25 protein-coding genes are annotated in these 19288 nt (G+C 25.5%); 4 read left to right on the top strand and 21 right to left on the bottom strand.

What is annotated here, in order from left to right; all coding sequences use genetic code 11:
- Window position 1: 1 nt before the first annotated feature.
- From AWT65_RS04785 to AWT65_RS04760, 6 genes are read right to left on the bottom strand one after another with little or no spacing between them, the layout of a single operon-like run.
- On the bottom strand, window positions 2–811 hold the full coding sequence (locus tag AWT65_RS04785; RefSeq protein ID WP_066729903.1) for an HAD family hydrolase: 810 nt from the start codon (window positions 809–811) through the stop codon (window positions 2–4).
- A complete protein-coding gene (locus tag AWT65_RS04780) occupies window positions 811–1623 on the bottom strand; it encodes a hypothetical protein (protein ID WP_066729901.1) in 813 nt (270 codons plus the stop codon). The genes AWT65_RS04785 and AWT65_RS04780 overlap by 1 nt, the downstream gene beginning before the upstream one ends.
- Window position 1624: 1 nt before the next feature.
- On the bottom strand, window positions 1625–2656 hold the full coding sequence (mreB, locus tag AWT65_RS04775; protein WP_066729899.1) for a rod shape-determining protein: 1032 nt from the start codon (window positions 2654–2656) through the stop codon (window positions 1625–1627).
- Window positions 2653–4017 (bottom strand): cysteine--tRNA ligase, encoded by a 1365-nt coding sequence (cysS, locus tag AWT65_RS04770; RefSeq protein WP_066729897.1) that lies wholly within the window; start codon window positions 4015–4017, stop codon window positions 2653–2655. Before cysS ends, mreB begins: the two co-directional genes overlap by 4 nt.
- A 13-nt stretch (window positions 4018–4030) precedes the next feature.
- Complete coding sequence (locus tag AWT65_RS04765) at window positions 4031–6376, bottom strand: endonuclease MutS2 (RefSeq protein WP_066729895.1); 2346 nt, start codon at window positions 6374–6376, stop codon at window positions 4031–4033.
- A gap of 10 nt (window positions 6377–6386) precedes the next feature.
- The gene (locus tag AWT65_RS04760; protein WP_066729893.1) at window positions 6387–7463 is read right to left on the bottom strand and encodes a D-alanyl-D-alanine carboxypeptidase family protein; all 1077 of its coding nucleotides are present in this window, start codon (window positions 7461–7463) and stop codon (window positions 6387–6389) included.
- Window positions 7464–7619: 156 nt separating this feature from the next.
- Between AWT65_RS04760 and rplU the strand changes: the two genes are divergently transcribed.
- The 4 genes from rplU to nth are packed head-to-tail and all read left to right on the top strand — an operon-like array spanning window position 7620 to window position 9181.
- A complete protein-coding gene (gene rplU, locus AWT65_RS04755; RefSeq protein ID WP_066729891.1) occupies window positions 7620–7916 on the top strand; it encodes a 50S ribosomal protein L21 in 297 nt (98 codons plus the stop codon).
- 4 nt (window positions 7917–7920) lie between these two features.
- The gene (locus AWT65_RS04750) at window positions 7921–8238 is read left to right on the top strand and encodes a ribosomal-processing cysteine protease Prp (protein ID WP_066729936.1); all 318 of its coding nucleotides are present in this window, start codon (window positions 7921–7923) and stop codon (window positions 8236–8238) included.
- A gap of 2 nt (window positions 8239–8240) precedes the next feature.
- A complete protein-coding gene (rpmA, locus tag AWT65_RS04745) occupies window positions 8241–8525 on the top strand; it encodes a 50S ribosomal protein L27 (protein ID WP_066729889.1) in 285 nt (94 codons plus the stop codon).
- Between the two features lie 44 nt (window positions 8526–8569).
- Entirely contained in the window at window positions 8570–9181 is a 612-nt protein-coding gene (gene nth / locus AWT65_RS04740; protein WP_066729887.1) for an endonuclease III, read from the top strand.
- A 20-nt stretch (window positions 9182–9201) separates the two neighbouring features.
- Here nth and thyA read toward each other — a convergent pair whose 3' ends face one another.
- The 15 genes from thyA to AWT65_RS04670 all read right to left on the bottom strand — a co-directional run bounded on the left by thyA (window position 9202) and on the right by AWT65_RS04670 (window position 19252).
- Window positions 9202–10071 carry a thymidylate synthase gene (thyA, locus tag AWT65_RS04735; RefSeq protein WP_066729885.1) on the bottom strand — a complete coding sequence of 290 codons (870 nt, stop codon included), beginning with the start codon at window positions 10069–10071 and terminating at the stop codon, window positions 9202–9204.
- Complete coding sequence (locus AWT65_RS04730; protein WP_066729883.1) at window positions 10058–10921, bottom strand: bifunctional 5,10-methylenetetrahydrofolate dehydrogenase/5,10-methenyltetrahydrofolate cyclohydrolase; 864 nt, start codon at window positions 10919–10921, stop codon at window positions 10058–10060. The genes thyA and AWT65_RS04730 overlap by 14 nt, the downstream gene beginning before the upstream one ends.
- 45 nt (window positions 10922–10966) lie before the next feature.
- Window positions 10967–11317 carry a 50S ribosomal protein L20 gene (rplT, locus tag AWT65_RS04725; RefSeq protein WP_066729881.1) on the bottom strand — a complete coding sequence of 117 codons (351 nt, stop codon included), beginning with the start codon at window positions 11315–11317 and terminating at the stop codon, window positions 10967–10969.
- Window positions 11318–11331: 14 nt separating this feature from the next.
- On the bottom strand, window positions 11332–11538 hold the full coding sequence (rpmI, locus tag AWT65_RS04720; protein WP_066729874.1) for a 50S ribosomal protein L35: 207 nt from the start codon (window positions 11536–11538) through the stop codon (window positions 11332–11334).
- Between the two features lie 13 nt (window positions 11539–11551).
- Window positions 11552–12085 carry a translation initiation factor IF-3 gene (infC, locus tag AWT65_RS04715; protein WP_066729871.1) on the bottom strand — a complete coding sequence of 178 codons (534 nt, stop codon included), beginning with the start codon at window positions 12083–12085 and terminating at the stop codon, window positions 11552–11554.
- Window positions 12086–12249: 164 nt separating this feature from the next.
- Window positions 12250–12909, bottom strand: a complete 660-nt coding sequence (locus tag AWT65_RS04710) for a peptidylprolyl isomerase (RefSeq protein WP_066729869.1) — start codon at window positions 12907–12909, stop codon at window positions 12250–12252.
- Complete coding sequence (locus tag AWT65_RS04705) at window positions 12906–13274, bottom strand: hypothetical protein (protein WP_066729863.1); 369 nt, start codon at window positions 13272–13274, stop codon at window positions 12906–12908. Before AWT65_RS04705 ends, AWT65_RS04710 begins: the two co-directional genes overlap by 4 nt.
- 391 nt (window positions 13275–13665) lie before the next feature.
- Window positions 13666–14097: a DUF6705 family protein gene (locus AWT65_RS04700; RefSeq protein WP_066729861.1), complete on the bottom strand. Its 432-nt coding sequence runs from the start codon at window positions 14095–14097 to the stop codon at window positions 13666–13668.
- A 51-nt stretch (window positions 14098–14148) separates the two neighbouring features.
- Window positions 14149–15036 (bottom strand): hypothetical protein, encoded by an 888-nt coding sequence (locus tag AWT65_RS04695; protein WP_066729859.1) that lies wholly within the window; start codon window positions 15034–15036, stop codon window positions 14149–14151.
- A gap of 62 nt (window positions 15037–15098) precedes the next feature.
- A complete protein-coding gene (locus AWT65_RS06820) occupies window positions 15099–15230 on the bottom strand; it encodes a hypothetical protein (RefSeq protein WP_269744843.1) in 132 nt (43 codons plus the stop codon).
- 75 nt (window positions 15231–15305) lie between these two features.
- Complete coding sequence (phoU, locus tag AWT65_RS04690) at window positions 15306–15965, bottom strand: phosphate signaling complex protein PhoU (RefSeq protein WP_066729857.1); 660 nt, start codon at window positions 15963–15965, stop codon at window positions 15306–15308.
- An 11-nt stretch (window positions 15966–15976) separates the two neighbouring features.
- Window positions 15977–16723, bottom strand: coding sequence for a phosphate ABC transporter ATP-binding protein PstB (gene pstB, locus AWT65_RS04685; RefSeq protein ID WP_066729855.1), 747 nt, complete (start codon window positions 16721–16723; stop codon window positions 15977–15979).
- 2 nt (window positions 16724–16725) lie between these two features.
- Entirely contained in the window at window positions 16726–17541 is an 816-nt protein-coding gene (gene pstA, locus AWT65_RS04680; protein WP_083497830.1) for a phosphate ABC transporter permease PstA, read from the bottom strand.
- A complete protein-coding gene (gene pstC / locus AWT65_RS04675) occupies window positions 17538–18389 on the bottom strand; it encodes a phosphate ABC transporter permease subunit PstC (RefSeq protein ID WP_066729850.1) in 852 nt (283 codons plus the stop codon). Before pstC ends, pstA begins: the two co-directional genes overlap by 4 nt.
- Window positions 18386–19252 carry a substrate-binding domain-containing protein gene (locus AWT65_RS04670; protein WP_066729848.1) on the bottom strand — a complete coding sequence of 289 codons (867 nt, stop codon included), beginning with the start codon at window positions 19250–19252 and terminating at the stop codon, window positions 18386–18388. The genes pstC and AWT65_RS04670 overlap by 4 nt, the downstream gene beginning before the upstream one ends.
- Window positions 19253–19288 lie beyond the last annotated feature (36 nt).

Below are 19288 nucleotides of genomic sequence, written 5' to 3'. Positions count from 1 at the left end.
TTTATATTTCGAACAACTCCTTTAATTTATTTGCTACTGCACTTTCATAATTCACTCCTATTTCTTCAGAATTACTCAAGGCTTTTTTTAATTTTGGACTTGCATTTTTCATGGTATAAGCCTTTTTTACAAGAGCTAACATTTCTAAATCATTTAAACCATCTCCAAATGCAATAGCTTGTTTTAAATTATATTTTTTTATTTCTGCTAATTTTTTTAATGCTTCTCCCTTTGTTGCATATTTTGAATAAATTTCAAAACAAAAAGGTAAAGTGAAAGCAAAATTTACAATATCTGAATAGTTATTTAAAATATATTTTTCTATTTTTTCTAACTCTTCATGTTTACCTATGAAAAATATTTTGGAAACCCTTAAATCCCCTATTTTTTCTTTATTTCTATATTCAAATTTCCAATTTTCTTCTTCCCATTCATGTAATTTATGATTAGCATCTATTGAGTCATGAATATACCACTTATCTTCTGCAATACTATTCATTACAATATCTTTTCCAAAATTCTTATATTGTAATTTTAGTATATTAGCTATAAATTCCTTTGGTAAATCATATCTATATAATTCTTTATTATTCTCATCATATAAAGCTGCTCCATTAGTTGTAATCATGGGTACATTTAATCCCAAATCATTTTTTACTCTGACTGCATCTAAAAAAGTCCTTCCAGTAGCTATTACAAAATTAACACCCTTAGAATGTATTTGATGTAAAATATCCTTAGTAAAGCTATCCATTTTATGATTAGAATTTAATAAAGTTCCATCTAAATCTGAAATAATTAATTTATACATTAAACCTCCAATAAAATATTAAAAAATATATAAATACAACTTTTTATTGATACATTATTTTTTATACTATTTTTCAAGCGAACTAGATAAATATACTGATTATCTGTTAAAATATTTTTTGATAAAATTAAAATTCTAGTTAAAAACTTATATATTTCTTCTCTTTTATTTGAATACACTTCTTTTATATTTTCTATCAATTCTAATTTTGCATTAATTTTTTCAAATTTAAGCATATTAATTATATATCTAATTGATAATTCATATTTTATTTTATTTTCAATATTTTCACTATCTTCTAAATATGCTAATAAATTTTGTTTTATTTCTAAAATATCATTTATCTTATACTTTGAAATATCCAAATTTTTTTCAATATATTCATCTAAGTACAAATTATTACCATCAAAAAAATCATAAATTTTAGAATCAATCTTATACTTTTTAGACTTAACATATTTTTTTATTGCTCTTGAAATTATAGTCTTAGGCAACAAGCTTATCTTTTTTACTAATAAAATAAAATATGTATCCATGCAAGGTTCTTCAATAATTTTTAACAAGGCATTTATTGCCTCATTTCTTATATTTTCTAAATTTAAAATAAAAATTTTTATTCCTGAATATGAAGATTGCGAAGCTGTTGAGATTATATCTCTTACATTATCAATTTTAATATTTTCATAGTAAAATATATCTTTTTTTAACATTTTAATATTCAAATTTTTAAATATTTCTTCACTAAATATTAATGCTTCTTTTTTTAAATCCACTCTATTATCAGAATAAAGCAAATAAGTTTTAGCTAACATCTTAATATTCCTTCACTTGCAAAGTTTGCAATAATTTTTTATTGTCAAATGCTAATCCCCCACCTAAAACAACAGAATCTAAAGGATTTTTTGATACAAAAACTTTTACTAAAACTTCTTTTTCTAATAAGGTTGTAAAATCTTTTATTAAAGCTCCTCCACCTGTCATTATTATTCCATTTTCAAGCAAATCTGCAGACAATTCAGGTGGGCATTTTTCTAATACTTCCTTTGCTGCATTAATAATAGCATCTAATGACCCTTTCATAGCTTCATATATCTCATTTTCTGTTATTTCTATACTTTGAGGACTTCCAGTTTCAACATTCAAACCTTTAATTGCTAATTGTCTAGGTTCTGAAACTGGTATTGCTGTAGCTAAATTTTTTTTCAAATTTTCAGCTGTTCTTTCTCCTATTTGTAAATTATATTTATTCTTTATATATCTAATTATATCATTATCAAAAGTATTTCCAGCAACTCTTATCGATCTTGAAGAAATAACTTCATTAAGTGATAATATAGCAACATCGGTTGAACCTCCGCCTATATCAACTACCATATGTCCCATTGGTTTTGAAATATCAATGCCTGATCCTATTATTGCTGCCCTTCCTTCTTCAATAATATATATCTTTTTTGCACCAACAACTGAATCAAATAATGCTTTTCTTTCAACCGTTGTAACTTCCAAAGGTACACATATCATTACTTCAGGTTTAAATAAAGTTCTACCATAAATTTTTGTTATAAAATAATTAAGCATTTCTTTTGTAACATCTAAATCTGCAATAACCCCATCTTTTAATGGTTTAATTGCTAAAATATTATTTGGAGTTCTACCTAACATTTCTCTTGCATCATGCCCCACTGCTATTACTTTTCTTGTTTTCTTATCTAAAGCTACAACTGAAGGTTCATTTAATACAATTTTTTCCTTTTGTCTATCATAAATAAGTACATTTGCTGTACCCAAATCAATAGATATACTTCTTTTTAATCTGAATATTCTGAATAAATTTTTTAATTTCATTTTTTATCACTAATATCTATTCCTAAAATAGCTAACTCCTCTCTTATTTTATCTGCTAATTCATAGTTCTTTTGTTGTCTTAACTTTTCTCTAATATTTAATAATATTTCCAATATTTTATTTTTATCATTTTCTATTTTATCTTCATTTAATTTTATACCTAAAATATTTTCCATTTTATCTTTTATTTCAAAATATACTCTTTCAACATTTGATTCTTTTGTTGCAAGTAATTTATTTACTTTTTTTATTAAAATTGAAACACAAGCTAAAGCTTTAGGTGTATTTATATCATCTTCTAAGGCTAAAATGAAATTAGTTTTGAATTCTTTTAAAATAGCCTCAAGTGCTTCATCTTCTTTACCCTTATTTAACATTTTAAATGTTGATATAGATTTTGATATTTTTTCTAAAGTTTTTTTAGAAACTTCTAAATCTTCTGTAGAAAAATTTAAATTTTTTCTATAATGACAAGTTAAAATAAAGTGTCTTATTACATTTCCATTGTAACTCTTTAGAATATCTCTTAATAATTTAAAATTTCCTAAAGACTTACTCATTTTTTCTGAATTAATTGTAATATAACTATTATGCAACCAATAATTTACAAATTCATTGTTTACATCATATCCACAATTACTTTGTGCCCTTTCATTTTCATGATGAGGGAATATTAAATCTTGACCACCTGCATGAATATCTATATTATTACCTAAATATTTATGTATCATTGCACTACATTCTATATGCCAACCTGGTCTACCTAAACCAAAATCTGATTCATAATAAGGTTCATTAGCCTTTCTTCCCTTCCACAAAACAAAATCATTCGGATTATCTTTTTTTTCATCAACTTCTATTCTAACTCCATTAGTCAAAGAATTTAAATCTTGATTAGATAATTTACCATAATCCTTATATTTATTTATCGAAAATATTACATCTTCTCCTTTTTTATATGCATAACCCTTTTTTAATAAGTTGCTGATAAGTTGTTTTATTTCATCCAAATTTTCAGTTACTCTAGGTCTTATTATTTCTGGAATAACATTCATTTCCTTTATATCTTCTAAAAAAGCTTCTATATATTTTTCACTTATCTCATCACAAGTTTTACCTTCTTCATTTGCTTTTTTTATTATCTTATCATCTATATCTGTAAAATTTTGTACATATTGTAGAGTATATCCTTTATATTTAAAAATTCTAGCTAAAACATCAAATACTATTATAGGTCTTGCATTACCTATATGAATATAATTATATACCGTAGGTCCACAAACATACATCTTAACCTTATTTTGTTCAATTGGAACAAAATCTTCAAGTTTATTAGTCAAAGTATTGTATAATTTCATAATAATCCCCCTTTTTTTATTTTAATGTTACAACTGTACAACCATGTCCGCCTTCATTTTGATCAGCATCATTATATGAAGCTACATATGGTGAATCTTTTAAATATTCTCTTATTTTTTTTCTTAAAACCATAGTTCCTTTACCATGTACAATATACACAAAATTATACCCTGCCAAAATAGCTTTATCTAGAAAAAGTTCTATTTGATGTATTGCCTCATCTGCTGTTTTACCTCTAACATCAATTTCAGTTTTTGCATTTGCTTGATTATATATAATAGTTCCCTTCTTTTGTTGTTTATACTTAGTATTAATTTTTTTTGCATCTGTAAAAGGTATTAACATTTTTAATATTCCTACTTGTATTTGTAAAGAATCTTTATTTTCTATTATTTTTAAAATTTTAGCATTTTTATTCAAAGATTTAACTATTATTTCTTCTCCTACCTCAAAGCCGTCTTTTTGCATAGTTTTAATCTGATTATTCTTATTCTTATTTTTCTTTTTATCTTCAACTATTGAACTATACAGTCTATTCATACTTCTTTGAGTTTCTTTTATACTTTCTTTATTTGCATCTTCTTGATTAAGTTTTTCAATTAATGACTTTGCTTTTGCCTGCATATTTTTAATATATTCATCTGCTTTTTTCATACTTTCATCTAGAATTTGCGTTTTTTCTCTTTCTAAATCATAAAGCTTATTTTCATACTCTATTTTTTTATCATTTAATTCTTCTTTTAAGATTCTTAACTTTTCATTAGCTATTTCCAAATCTTCATTTTTTTGCTTTATGGCTTGTAGCATTTTTTCAACCTTTTTATTATCTTCACTGATATAGCTCTTAGCATTTTGAATAATCTCATCAGAAATTCCATATTTTTTAGCTATAATCAATGCATTACTTTCACCAGGTATCCCTTCAATTAATCTATATGTTGGTGCTAAAGTTTTAATATCAAATTCCATTGAAGATGTTTTTATTCCTTCATTGTTATATGCATGTGCTTTAACTTCACTATAATGAGTTGAAATTATTCCATAACATCTATTTTTATTTAAATAATCTATAATAGACATCGCAAAAGCAGCTCCTTCAATTGGATCTGTACCTGAACCAAGTTCATCTAAAAGTACCAATGATTTTGAAGTAGCTTTTTCTATTATTTGTGAAATTGATTTAACATGTGAAGAAAATGATGATAAATTTTGTTCTATACTTTGTTCATCACCTATATCTGCTAATATTCTATCAAAAAACATTATTTGTGTTGTTTCTTTTGCAGGAATTGGAATTCCAGATAAAGCCATTATAGATAAAAGTCCTGCAACTTTCAATGTTACAGTTTTTCCCCCAGTATTTGGTCCTGTAATTAGCATTAATCTTTTTTCGTCATCTAAGCTAAATGTTAAAGGTACAACAACATCTTTATCAATAAAAGGATGTCTTGCTTCAACAAAATTAATTATTCCTTTATTAACAATAGTAGGAATATTACAAGAATATTTTATAGAAAATAGAACCTTTGCATTCAAAAAGTCTAATCTTTTTAGAGTTTCATATATAACTAATATTTCATTTTTCTTTGTTCTTAGATATTCAGTAACTCTAATTAAAATTTTTCTTATTTCTTCCCTTTCTCTAGCCTCATATTCTCTTAATCTATTATTTAATGAAACTACAGATAAAGGCTCTATATATACAGTATTTCCTGTTGAAGATTTATCATGTTCTATTCCCTTTATTAAACCTTTAAAATCAGTTTTTATTGCTAAAACATATCTTTCATTTCTTGTGGTTATTATTTTTTCAGAAATTGCATTTGCAAATTTAGAATCAGTTAAAATTGAATTTAACTTTTCCTTTATATTTTCATTGATTATATGTTTTTGCTTTTTAATATCTTTTAACAAAGGTGAGGCTGTTTCTAAAATTTCTCCCTTATCATCTATTAATTCAGCCAAAACACCTTCAATTTCCTTTGTTTCAACATTAGTATCAAATAATTTATATATTCTCTTATATTTATCTCTTACATTTTTAGCACGATTCTTAGATTTTCTATATAATTCTATATTTTGTTTTAAATAAAATAAATTTAAAATTTCAAGATAACTTCCTAGTAAATCTAATGTTGACATAACATTTTCAATATTTTTTATACCTTCAAGTTCTAATCCATCATCATATTTATAGAAATCTATCATATCTCTCATTAATAGCAATTCTTCTTCAGCTTCATCCTTAGTTTTATATTTCTTCAAATCCAAAAATTTTTCTTTTGTGCTATTTAAAAATGAATTATCAATCAATTCATTTTTTATTTTATAATATTCTAATATATCTTCATAAGTTTTCATATTCTGCCTTTCATAATATACCAAAAAATTTCAATATTCTCTCAAAAATATTTAATTTCTTCGCTTCAGTTTTCGCTATTATATCTATTTTTTTTATTATTTTACCATTAAGGCTATATATTTCTATATCTCCAACTTTAGAGCCTATAGAAATATCTTTATTTAAATTATATACTTTTTCTTTTATTATAAAATCAGTATTATAATAAAAGAAATCTGAAGCTATAGCTGTATTTATATTTTTTTGTTTAAAATGTTCCAAATTTAAAGCAGCATAAAATTGATCTTTATACAAATATTGTTTTAAATTTTTTTTAAAATCGTTCGCTAATTTTTGTTGAGTTTTAAATTTATTTTCATTAGTTTCATCGGCTAAACTAATATTTATTAAAATAACACCCTTAACTTTATAAAGTCCTATCATATTGAAGCCCGATAAAGTATGATAACCTGTCTTTAAACCAAAATTTCCATCTTTTCCTAAAAGAATATTTCTATTAATATATTTTTTCCCTTTAATATTAATCGTTTTTAAATTTGCCCATTCAATAAGTTTATCATATTTTAGAGCTTCTAAACTTAATTTTGACAAATCGTATGCCGTAGATACATCTACAGGTTTTTTAGTATATTTAGTTGGTAGACCAGCCGGTGTATAAAACTTTGTGTTTTCCATTTGTAATTGTTGTGCCTTAGCATTCATTAATTCTATGTAATTTTCAATATTATTTTTTGAGATATAATAAGCTGTTGCATAAGCAGCATTATTTGCTGAATATACTACCTGTGCTTTTAATAAATCTTCAAGCCTTATCTTATCTCCTTTTTTTATATCTATACCTGTTTCATTTATTTTTACCATATCATCAGTAATTGTAACTTTATCATTCAAAGAAATATGCCCTTTTTTAACTTCATCAAGCGCTACCATTATATTCATTATTTTCGTTAATGAAGCTATTGGTCTAATTTCATTTTCATTATATTTATATGCAACATAACCAGTATTTGTAATACTATACGCTGATACAAATGAAAAATTTATATGAGTAATTATCATAATTATTAGTATTACTACTTTTTTCATTATTAATTTTCCTTTCAATATATACAACACTATTTTAGCATAAGTAATTATTATAATTCAAGTTGACTTTTCCTTTTATTTATGGTATTATTTTATCTGCATGGTATAGGTGGCTAATACCTATAACAGCGATTAATTTATACGGAGGTGAACACTATGTTTGCAGTAATAAAAACTGGTGGTAAACAATATAAAGTAGAAGTTGGTTCAGTTTTAAAAGTTGAAAAATTAGCCGCTGAAATTAATTCAGATGTTGTATTAGATGAAGTATTAATGATAGATGGAAAAGTTGGAACTCCATTTGTTGAAGGTGCTAAAGTAATTGCAACAGTTAAAGCTCATGATAAGCTTAAAAAGGTTATCAACTTTAAATATGATAAAAAAACATACTACAGAAAAAAAGGACATAGACAACAATATACTTTAATTGAAATTAAAGAAATTAACGGTTAGACCTATGATAAATATTATATTTAAATTCAAAAAAAATATGATATATCAATTTGAAGTAAAAGGTCATGCCAATATGTCAACTTTTGGTACTGATATTGTTTGTTCTGCTATATCTTCTACAACACTTATGACTATAAATGGTCTTTTAGAAGTTTTAAATTTAAACTTTGAGTATGATGTTAAAGAAGGTTATACATTATGTAATTTAGGTGATAATCTTACAAAAGAAAGTCAGATATTATTAAATTCATATTTTGTATTTATAAAGGAATTAGCAATTAAGTATCCTAAAAATTTAAAATTAAAAATAATGGAGGTATGAAAATGTTATTAAAGTTAAACCTACAATTATTTGCCTCAAAAAAAGGACAAGGGTCTACTAGAAATGGTAGAGATTCTAACCCTAAATACTTAGGTATAAAGAAATATGATGGCGAATTTGTTAAAGCTGGAAACATTATAGTTAGACAAAGAGGAACTAAATTTCATAAAGGTTCTAACATGGGTTTAGGTAAAGACTATACTTTATTTGCCTTAATAGATGGATATGTAAAATTTGAAAACTATGGTAAAGGTAAGAAAAAAGTTAGTATATATGAATCAAGATAATAATTAAAAGGTGCTTTTGCACCTTTTTATAATATGAGGTATTTATGTCAAAAAAAGAAAAAATGAAATATATTATTAATATCCTTGAAAAAGAATATGGTAAACCAAAGGTATTTTTAAATTACACTACAGAATATCAATTAATGGTTGCTGTTATTTTATCTGCTCAATGTACAGATGAAAGAGTCAACGCTACCACAAAAGAACTTTTTAAATTCGTTAAAACTCCTGAAGATATGTTAGAATTACCTGAAAGTACTTTGAAAAAATTAATTTTTTCTTGTGGTTTCTATAATAATAAAGCAAAAAATTTAAAAGAAAATGCAAAAGTGCTTATTAATTCTTTTAAAGGAATTTTACCAAGAAATATAAAGGACTTAACTTCTCTTCCAGGAGTTGGTAGAAAAACTGCAAATGTTTTGTTATATGAACTTTGGAATATAACTGAAGGTATAGTAGTTGATACCCATGTAAAAAAAATTTCAAATGAATTAGGTTTTTCAAATAGTAAAAATCCTGAAATAATTGAAAAAGATCTAATGAAAATTGTACCCAAAAATTATTGGGGTCTTGTTCCAAAATACTTTATTTTACATGGTAGAAAAAAATGTAAAATAAATAATTTAGATTGTGAAATATGTAAATTAAAAAAGTAAAGTTTTTTTCAACTTTACTTTTAAATAGCTACATCGAATTTTATAATAGGATGTGACTTATATCCAATCAATTTAATATCTTCAAATTTCAACTCATCAAAAGGTTTATCACTAATTTCAATATGAGGTAAAGGATATTCTTCTCTTTTTAATTGCTCTTTTAAGCCTTCAATGTGATTTACATATATATGTGCATCAATAATTGTATGTGAAAATTCTCCTAATTCATATCCACATTCTTTTGCTATCATCATTGTCAATAAAGAATAACATGCTAAATTAAATGGTATTCCTAATGCAATATCTCCACTTCTTTGAGTTAAATGACAATTTAATTTATTACCAATCACACAAAATGCAAAAGTATAATGACAAGGTGGAAGCTTTGAAATTGTTGCATTAGCTGGGTGCCATGCACTTACAACTAATCTTCTTGAATTTAAAATTTCAGGATTTTTTTTCATTTGTTTCAAAGTATCTATTACATAAGCAATTTGATCAAAAACCAATTGCCCATTTTTTTCTCTTTTTGTAAACTTATTTGTTTCATCAACAAAAACTTCACCATCTAATTTTTGTTCAGGCACTGGAAATCTTCTCCAAAATCTTCCGTAAGCTGTTTCTAATAAGCCATCTTCATCTGCCCAAGCATCCCAAATTTTAGATTTTTTTCTAAATTCTTTTATATTTTCTTCCCCGCTTAAATACCAAAATAATTCATGTAACATAGAATTAAAATACATTTTTTTAGTAGTTAACAAGGGATACCCTTCATTTAAATCAACCCTATATGTATAAGAAAATACTGATATGGTATCTACTCCAGTTCTATTTTTCTTCAAAACTCCATTTTCTAATACATATTTCACTAAATCCTTATATACTTTCATTTTTTACCTTTCCTTCATATATTTGCGTAACATTTTCTAATAAACAAGCAATGGTCATAGGTCCAACTCCTCCAGGTACAGGAGTAATGTATTCCACATTTTCTAGATTAATTTCATCTATAGCTACATCGCCACATAATTTCCCTTCTAATCTATTTATTCCAACATCAATAATACATACACCTTTTTTCAATTTATGTGTTTTATTAATTAATTTTGGATATCCTGCTGCCGTTATCAAAATATCAGCTCTTTTTATTTTTTCATCTATATTTTCAGTTTTTGAATGACATAATTGAACAGTAGCCGATCTATTAGTTAACATCATAGCTAAAGGTTTACCAACTATATTACTTCTTCCTATAATAACAACATCTGAGCCTTTAATAGGTATTTTATACTCTTCTAATAATTTTATAACACCCAGTGCTGTACAAGGTCTTAAGCCACTTTGGTTTAATAACATTTTTCCTATATTAAAAGGTGAAAATCCATCTACATCCTTTTTATAGTCTATATGTGACATAATTTCTAATTGATCCAAATGTTTTGGCAAAGGTAACTGTAACAATATTCCATCTACTTCTTCATCTTTATTCTCTTTTTCGATTATATTAATTAAATCTTCTTTTTTTATATTTTCATCTAATATAACAGTTTTAGTTTTTATGCCAACTTTTTCGCAAGCTCTTTCCTTATTTCTTACATATATTTTTGAAGCATAATCATCTCCCACAAGTATAACAGTCAATGTTGCTTGTCTATAATATTTTGAATTTAAGTCCTCATGTTTACATTTTAATTGTTTCAAAATTTCATTAGAGACTCTTTTACCATCAATTAATTTCATATTTTCTCCTAAAAAAAAGTTCGCATAAATGCGAACCAACTAAAATTATATATTTTTAACTTGTTCAACTAATTTAGCAAATTCTGTTGCATTATTTACTGCTAAGTCAGCTAATACTTTTCTATCTAATTCAATATTAAGCTTCTTCAAACCATTCATGAATCTAGAATATGATAAACCATTTAATCTAGATGCAGCATTTATTCTAATAATCCACAATTCTCTCATTGTTCTTTTCTTTAATTTTCTATGTTCAGTAGAGAACGCCATAGCTCTTTTAACAGCTTCATTAGCTTTTCTAAAATTAGTTTTTCTTGTTCCTTTATATCCTTTAGCTTCTTTTAAAATTTTCTTATGTTTTTTTCTTCTAACAATACCAGTTTTAACTCTTGCCATATTTTTTCACTCTCCTATCTTCCTTGACTCACTGCTAATAATTTTGATACTTTTTTAGCTGCACCTGCAGAAATTACATAATCTTGTCCTAGACCTTTCTTTCTCTTATGAGTTTTCTTAGTTAAAATATGACTTTTTCCTGAATGTCTTATAACAAATTTTCCGCTTCCTGTTACTTTAATTCTTTTTTTTGCACCTCTATGTGTTTTCATTTTTGGCATGATCTTTTCCTCCTTATTTTTTAGGTGATAACATTATAAATTTTTGTATTTGTTCTTTACCATATTTTTTCTCAACTATAGCTAAGTCCTTAAAATATTCAGCAAAGTTATCAAGAATCTTTATCGATGACTCAATATGTAACTTTTCTCTTCCCGATAATTTTAAGCTTACTTTTACTTTATATTCTTTTTCAAGAAATTTTGTAATTTGTACTATTTTAGTTTGTTTATCATGTTCATCAATATGAGGTTTTATACGCAACTCTTTTATTGTAACATTTTTTTGTTTTTTCTTATTTTCTTTTTCTTTTTTTGTCTTCTCATATCTGAATTTTCCATAATTCATTACTTTACAAACTGGTGGTACTGCATTTGGTGAAATTTCAACCAAATCTAAATTATGCTCCATTGCAATTTCCATTGCTTCTTTTGGAGACATTACTCCTAATAAATCACCATTTTCACTTATTACTCTTACTTCTCTACATCTAATTTCTTCATTAACACGAATTCCATCAGATTTATTAGTTCCTTTTATACAGAACACCTCCTAAAATATAAAAAAACAAGATTATAAAACCTTGTTTCTCACTAAAAAATGAATACTAACTTGTATCCTTATATTTAATAACCAGACTCATTAAAAATGGAAAGGTGAGAAATCAATGTTTCTTCTTCACAAATACTAAATACATGATACAATAAATCCTATTATTTGTCAAGCAATTTTTTATTCCATTGCTCTACTTCTGGCTTGAAATTGTTCAAAAAGTCATTAACATTAACACCTGTAATTTGTATATCTTTTATCACATCGCCAACTCTTATTGATTTTGCTACCAATAAATCTTGTTTTGTTTTTAAATTTCCAAATACTGTATATCTTCCATTTAAATCTTGTTTTTCAGTTAAAGTTATGAAAAATTGTGAACTTGCACTATCTTTATTTGAATTTTTTGCCATTGCTATCATACCAGCTTTATCAAAATTTAACCAATTAGTTATTTCATCCCTTATAAAATATCCTGCATCACCTGTTGTATCTCCTTTTTTATCTCCAATTTGTATCAAATTATTTGGTAAAACTCTATGGAATTTCATATTATCATAGAAATTCTTGCTACATAAAAATACAAAATTTGCAACAGTTTCTGGTGCTCCATCAGGATATAAAAATACATTTATATCTCCTTTGTTAGTTATAATTTTTGCTTCTAATTTATAACTTGCCATTTTTGCCTTATATTTTTGTTCTTTTGTAACATTAACTAATCTTTCACCAAGAAAAGATTCAGTAATATCTGCAAATTGAACACTATTACATGATATTGCTAAAATACATAATGTTATTATTGCTATAATTTTTTTCATAATAATCTCCTTCTTTTAAATTCTTCTATTTCTTCTTCTATATCTGTTTGTTCATTAATCCCTAAAACAAAAATTGGAAAATTAAAATCCTGAACCTTTGTTCTTAGTTTGTCTTTTAGCATGCTTTTACCTTCAACAATTTTATCGTAAATAACAACCAATAATACTGACCGTTGTTTTTCACCTTCAACAGCTTCAACAATTTTGATCAATCTTTTGGGATTCATATTAAGATATTCTTTAAAAGCTTTTTCAAATGCTTCTTGACTAATACAAATTTTATATAATGAATAAACAAAATCTGGCACTCTTAATCCAAACAAAGGCTCTATTTTCTTTGCCCTGTTTATATTAATAATTTTCAATGTTCCTCCTTCTATATTGCTTTTAGTTTTCTCTTTTCTATTTATTTATTATACTACATATCATATAAAAAAAACAATATTGTTTTCTTCTAATGTTGTCGGTATCCCCTTTAACATTCTTCCCATATATTTTCCATTAATGTATATGTTTTATTACAAATAATGTAAATATTTCAATCAATAAAGTTAAAATTAATTTTTTATAGTTTTTTTGTATATCTTTTATCCATATTTTTTTCATATCTTTCCTCCTTTCTTTGTAAATAAACAAAAATGCACCCCATGTAGGAATCGTTATCCTACACGAGATGCCTAATTTAATAGTTACATTTATTCTCATATTTTTTTGTTTTTCATTACATATTTATTATACTACGTTTAGTTAATGTTTTCAATATCGTATTATATCTCCATCATAAAATTTTGCTATTTTATAGTCATATCCACTTGTAAATTCCTTAATTTCTTTTTTAGAATCTTTTTTATATGAATATTTTTCATTACCATAATCCATAATTAATTTATTATCTTTTAAAATATATTGTATTTTATTTTTATCATAAAATTTTCCATCTTTAGAAATTAATTTAAAATATGGTAATTTACCATTATACCCTGAACCATACATATATGTATAATCTATCAATATATATTTACCATTTTTTAATTTTCTTATTTCAATTTTTATAGATGTTGATTCTTCACCTTCATATGTATAATATCCCACATACTTATCATAATCGAAATTGTCTTTTGGTTTGTTTGATGCAAATCCTACAAATGTTATCATCATCATCATTATTATCATTATTATCTTTTTCATATTTATCTTCCTTTCAATTATCTTTTCCAATCATAGTCATGTCTTTTATTTTCATAATAGAATTTTATCTTTGCATTCTTTTAAATCTGGCTGATATAAAATATCATCTGTTGTCAATATGTCTTGTATTTCAACTCTAATAGTGTCTATAACATCACCATTATCGTGATAATCATAAAAAGTATAATAATCCCCTTCTTTATCTCTCACTAAAGAAATATATACATCATCACCATCAGATAAAATATGGTTATTATAGCCGTTATAATCTTCTAAAAATTTGTTTAAATTTTCTGGACTATCTGAATTGAGTTCTTTAATAGTATTTACTACTTCTGTTTCATCTTTATATTTTTGTACAGGAATAGGTTTTAGGTTGTTGTCTTTTAAATTGTCATTTAAATTACCTAACAGCCTTTCTCTGTAATCATCTGCCTTTATTGTTAAATTATCTTGAATTTTTTGTAAAGTATACAGTAACTCTTCAAAGTCGTGTAGTTGGCTTTCAAAATAACTCATAGGCATATCTTCATAGACAGTAAAGCTATCTAAACCATCAATATTTTCCTCTAAATGATATCTACAGAGACCTCTTTCATCACTATCCATGCAAAATTCATAATTACAGTAATTATAACACCATGTATTAAAATCTTCAAAAGAATCTATGTTAATATCGCTATAAAAATCTTCAACAGCTACTTTGAAGTCCCAAAAATTATTTTTCAGGTGTTCTCTCACGACATTATCTTTATGTGATTCATATAATCCTAATAAGTCGGTGGCTGGGTTTATCCCGATTTTTTTAATTAAAATATCTAGTATATCATCATTTGTTATTTTGACATCATAGTACATCAAACCATCACTAACAATTACACCAGTTTCTGTGTCTTCGACCACATAAAAATTTTTTACATCTTCTTTTGTTAATATCATGATTTTCACCTCTCTTTTTTATATACTTTATTATACCCTACATTAATTTAAAAGTAATACATTTAATAATTATTCCACTTTTCAACATAGTAATCATGATATTCCCATAAATATTCAACAATTTTATCATCATAATTATCAATACAGTTATCAAAAATATAATATTTATTCGGTAAACTATCAAACCATTTCATAATAAAACAGATCTAGTAAATTAAAATGCCACCTCCTATGATTTATATGTTTTATCATAAAAGATAGCTTTTTGATTAAAGTATTTTTGAATTTTTATGTTCTCCAGTTATTGAAAATATTGCCCATTCTGCAATATTTACTGAGTGATCACCTATTCTTTCAAAATATTTTGCTATTAATAGGTCTTCTATTATTTTTTCTCCGTCTTCATCAGTGTCTTTTATTAAATGTATCATTTCTTTCTTTATTTTTTCGAATAAGTCATCTACTTCATCATCAGATTTAATAACTAAATTAGCAAGATTAATATCCTTATTAATATATGCATTAATACTATTAGTTATCATTTCAGTCGTCTTATTAGACATAGCAATAAAGTTTTTAAAGTTTTCAATATTTTTCAATGTTTTTTTAGTTTCAAGTATTATTTCTGAAATATCTGTTGCATGATCTCCTATACGCTCTAAATCTATTATCATTTTAAAAGCTGAAGATATTGTTCTTAAATCTTTGGCAACAGGTTGTTCATGTAATATTAAATTAAGACATAAACGTTCTATATTTTTTTCCATTGAATTAATATCATTTTCATTTTGCAAAATTTCTTTAGCAATTTCTTTATTTTGAGTTTCAATAATTCTTATAGTATTTGCTATTTGTTCTTTTACCATTTCTCCCATTTTAACAAGATTATCATTTAGTAATTTTAATTTTTCATCATATTTTTCTCTCATTTTATTCACTCCTATCCAAATCTTCCTGTAATATAGTCTTCTGTTCGTTTATCACGAGGATTACTAAAAATATCATCAGTTTTTCCAACTTCTATTATTTTACCTAGTAAGAAAAATGCAGTATCATCACTTATTCTTATAGCTTGTTGCATATTATGTGTTACCATAATTATTGTATATTTTTCTTTTAAAACTCTAACTAAGTCTTCTATTTTACCAGTAGAAATTGGATCTAATGCACTTGTAGGTTCATCCATAAGTAAAACTTCAGGTTCAACAGCTAAGGCTCTTGCTATGCATAATCTTTGTTGTTGCCCACCAGATAATGCAAGTGCTGATTTGTGTATTCTATCTTTAACATCATCAAAAAGAGCTGCCTTTTTAAGAGAATTTTCTACAATAAAATCTAATTCAGATTTTTTAGTTATCCCATGAGTTCTAGGACCAAATGCAATATTATCATATATACTCATAGGAAAAGGATTTGGTTTTTGAAAAACCATCCCAACTCTTTTTCTTAGTTGATTAACTGATATATCATTAATATTTTTCGAGTCTAGTAAAATTTCTCCTTCAATTTTACAATCTTCCACTAAATCATTCATTCTATTTATAGATTTTAAAAGAGTAGATTTACCACAACCAGATGGTCCTATAAAGGACATTATTTTATTCTCTTTTATTGCAATATTAATATTTTTTAATGCTTGAAATTTGTTGTAATAGAGATTTAAATTTTTTACTTGTATTTTGTCCATATTTACCCCTTTTTCAAATTATTAGTAATTTTTTTTGCAAGTAAGTTAATACCTAGTATTAGTATTAAAAGTATAAATGCTGTTGCATATGCTTTATCAGTATGTAAGCCTTCGCTAGATAAACTATAAACATGTACTGCCAATGTTCTTGATGATGAAAAAATACTTTTAGGTAGTTGTGCTACTGTACCTGCAGTATAAATTAGAGCAGCACTTTCTCCAATAATTCTACCTATTGAAAGTATTATTCCAGATAGTATCCCAGACATACTTGCAGGTAATACTATAGAAAATACAGTTCTTAACTTTCCAGCACCTAAACCAAAAGCTCCTTGTCTATAACTATCTGGAACAGAATTCAATGCATTTTCTGTAGTTTCCATAATTATTGGTAAAATCATTATTGCAAGTGTTAATGCCCCTGATATTATTGAAAAACCTAATTTGAGCTTTGTAACAAAGAAAAGCATTCCAAATAGACCATAAACAATAGATGGTATCCCAGCTAATGTTTGAGTTGTAATAGAGATTAGTTGAATAATCCTATTTCTCTTATTTGCATATTCAGTCAGATATATTGCACTCCCTATTCCAAATGGTATAGAAAAAATTAATGTTAGTAATATTATAGCTATAGTAGATACAAATGATGGAAAAATAGAGCTATTTTCACTAGTATAGTTGATAGAGAAAATAGAAAGATCTATATTCTTTATTCCATTTATTACTATGTACATAATTAAAAATACAAACATACCAAAGGCTAAAAGTGCTGAAGAATACACAAAAAATTTAAATAAATAGTCTTTTATCTTCATTTGTTATCCTTTCTATTTAAATATACAAAAGTACAATTAATTAATAATATGAATATAAATAGAATTAATCCTGTTGCGATAAGTGTTTGTCTGTGAAATCCTGTTGCATAGCCCATTTCTATAACTATATTAGTTGTCAGAGTTCTAGCTCCTTTTAATATATTGGTAGGTAGAATAGTTTGGTTTCCAGCGACCATTACAACAGCCATAGTTTCACCTATAGCTCTACCTATACCTAAGATTACACTTGAAAATATACCTCTCTTAGCTGCAGGCAATACTATACTATATATTGCTCTTTCATGACTAGCACCAAGGGCTAGTGCTCCTTCATAATAGAATTCGGGTACTGTGTTTATAGAAGTTTCTGTTATGCAAATTATTGTAGGTAAGATCATTAAACCTAATAGTATTGATGCACTTAATACCCCTTTTCCAGTATATCCAAATACTGTTCTAACAAAGGGAACTATCATAACTAATCCAAAAAACCCAAATACTATTGATGGTATTCCAGCCAATAAATCAACAGTATTTTTTAAAAGAGGATATATCTTTTTAGGGCAGTATTTTGCAAGATATATTGCAGTCATAATACCTATAGGTACACCAATAATAATAGCACCTATTGTTATTACAACGCTTCCTAATATCATAGGTAATATACCATAACTTGCAGGTATATCTGTAGGAGCCCAGTCAATATTGAAAATGAAATTTCTAAAACCTAATTGTTTTATCACAGGAAACCCATTAATTAATAGAAAAGAACAAATTAATATAACGCACAATATTGTTGTAGTTGAAATAGCTAAAAAAACATAAGACATTACTTTTTCTTTATTCATTTTTTATTCACCTCTATCCATTTTTTTATATTTCCTAAATAGATATTTTTTATTTCATTTTTAGTGAGATTTTCTGTAGTGTTTTCTTTATTAACAATTAATACAATAGGATCTAATGCAATTTTTATTTCTTCTAGGTTTGCTTTTTCTTCATCTTTTAAACTTCTACTAGATAAGCCTAGGTTATATACCTTTTCTGCTGTTTTAGTTATACCAATTGTACTATCGCTAATTTGTAGTTCAATTTTTACATCTTTATTAACCTTACAATATTCTTCTATTATTTTTTCCATAAGTGGTGATACTGAACTTGATCCACCTATAGTTAACTTTCCTTTTACTTTCTGGGTTGGATAATTTGAAAAAATTTGATTTGGAATGGGAATATATGAATTTTTTTTGATAATTTCTTGTCCTTGATTTGAAAAAATATATGAAATGAAATTATTGAATAAAGGATTATCGTGGTCGCTTTTATTAACAATCACTGAAAAATTTCTAACGACAGTATATTTACCATTTTGAACATTTTCAATATTTGGATAAATATTATCGACTTTTAAAATTTTAATATCCTTATTAGCCGAACCTAAAGAAACATACCCTATAGCATGCTTATCATTCTCTATGGTCTGAATAATAGTGTTTGTATTATTCTCAACACTTGCTTGTTTAGTAATTAAATCTTTTTTCAGATTTTTACCTTTTAATTCTAATTTAAAAATATCCATAAATGCACCTCTAGTACCTGAGCCTTGCTCTCTTGTGATGACATTTATTTCTTTAGTGGGATTAAATTTATCATGCATACAACATGCAAGGAATAAACTTATACTGAATAGAAAAATAATTTTCCTTAGCATTTTATCACCTTCTTTGGCTTTATTATACCAAAATAT

Source organism: Sneathia sanguinegens, from assembly GCF_001517935.1.
Classification (GTDB): Bacteria; Fusobacteriota; Fusobacteriia; order Fusobacteriales; family Leptotrichiaceae; genus Sneathia; species Sneathia sanguinegens.
This window is presented reverse-complemented; position numbering and strand designations above follow the sequence as displayed.